Source organism: Micromonospora sp. NPDC005299 (assembly GCF_042872345.1).
Taxonomy (GTDB): Bacteria; Actinomycetota; Actinomycetes; order Mycobacteriales; family Micromonosporaceae; genus Micromonospora.
On record NZ_JBIAKG010000030.1, the window covers coordinates 10848 to 12574 of the forward strand.

Annotated in this window: 2 protein-coding genes; both read right to left on the reverse strand. The window is 66.7% G+C overall.

Annotation, left to right across the window (positions count from 1 at the left end):
• On the reverse strand, positions 1-995 hold a 995-nt coding region (locus tag ACFYPD_RS33910; RefSeq protein ID WP_387122841.1), incomplete at its 3' end, for a M64 family metallopeptidase.
• Between the two features lie 5 nt (positions 996-1000).
• Entirely contained in the window at positions 1001-1441 is a 441-nt protein-coding gene (locus tag ACFYPD_RS33915) for a hypothetical protein (protein ID WP_387122844.1), read from the reverse strand.
• Positions 1442-1727 lie beyond the last annotated feature (286 nt).

Here is a 1727-nt window from a genome sequence, read left to right on the forward strand (position 1 = left end):
CCGGACTCGAAGTTGAACCACAACGCGTGGATGTGACCGTCCTCGGTCCGGAACAAGTTGTGCTGCTCGGCCAGGTTGCGACCCTCATGCGTGAACGCGTAGGCCGTGGGATCCGCCACCGCAGGGGGAGCCGCTATCAACGGTCTGATCCGGTTGCGGATGACCTGGCGGCAGACTGCGCAGAACGAGACGCTGAGCGCGCGCATCTTGCAGTCGTACTCGGGCCGGTAGGCGCCGCAATGGTAGTAGTGCGCACCTTCGAACAGCCCGACCGTTCCAGTGGGAACAGTGCTTGGCCGCGAGTCCACCGTGCTGCAGGAGGGGTTGCTCATGGTGGGCAGGGCGGTCGCCGCCGCCACCGCCCAGCCCCATTTCAGCGTGGCCCTATTAGTGTTGATCGTGACGTTGGGCTCCGTCGGCTCGGCGGCAGGATGGTGGTCGTGACCGGTCTCGGCACCACCCGCGTAGTAGGGGTACTCGTCGGCCAGCCCGAACGCGGTGTGGCCGATCTCGTGGATGGCAATCTCTGTCGCGCCACCCGCCAGCGAGTAGGTGCCGACGGAGCCACCACTGCCGCCGTAAATCGTCGAGTTCACCACTACGACGGCCACCGAGAATTCGGGCACCTGCGCCGCAGCAGTCAGTAGGACGGTCGTCGCGTTGCAGACGAGTAGCCGGCGGATGCCGTTGCCGCCAAAGCTGGAGTCGAAGTAGGTGCGTGCCGTGGCGCCGGTCCCGCCGCCGCTGACCGGGTCGTCGGCGCCGGAGTCGGTGGACGTGACGTTGATCCGCCAGACATTGATGGCCGGCGAGAGCTCGTCGTACGGCGGCGTGGCACGCAGCGCCGTCACGAAGGCGCTGCACGCGTTGTTGAAGTCGGTCTGCTGGGCGGCGGTGAAACCGTCGCCCAGCAGCGCGATCGTGAAGGCACGGTTTCGAGGTGCCGTCCCGAAGATCTGGGTCGCTCCCTGAACGGTTCCATCTGCAGTCGTCATGATAACTATCCCCGCCGCTCGAGAGGGAAGTTGGCGAGTTCCACGTCCTCCGACCCGCCCGGCGTCGGCGTCAGCCCGGGGGCCCCGGACAGGTCGACGGGAGGTCTGCCCGCCCTCATGACCGCGACCCGCACAGCCTCCCTCGGGGCTGGCACCACGACGGTGAACGCCCCGCGAGCCTCGGTGTCGACTCTGGTGATCGGCTCGTTGTGGTCCTCGGGGAAGACCTCCGTGCTTTGCACGAATCCGCCCCGGACGGGCACCCGCGATAGCAGGTTTCCCTTGTCGTCCCTGGTCTCCACGAAATGTTCGGCCTGTTGCTCGGTCGGTGCGAAGCGCGGGATCTCGACGTCGACGGCTTCCTGGGACACCAGGCGCACCGTGTCCCCTTCGTACTCGAAGATCAGTCGCACCGCTCCCGCTCCGGGAGACGGCTGCTCGGACATCGCAAGCTCCTCAAAGTGGCGATCAATACTGCTCCACCCCGCAAGTGTGGGTCATCGGCGAAGGACACGCTGTAGGTTTCCCTCGAAACGTGGAGGCGTCCCTGAAGAAGGCGGTGAGATGGCCGAGTCGCGGAGCAAGTTTGATCAGGATGATGGCGCACGAGACGTCGTACCTGCCCCGGCTGACCGCAGCCCGCCAGATCGCCAGCGGCGGCAACGCAGCAGTCCGCGCATTGCGCGACCTGCTCGACCAGCCACCGGAGGCGGCCGACACCCAGGGCCGGGA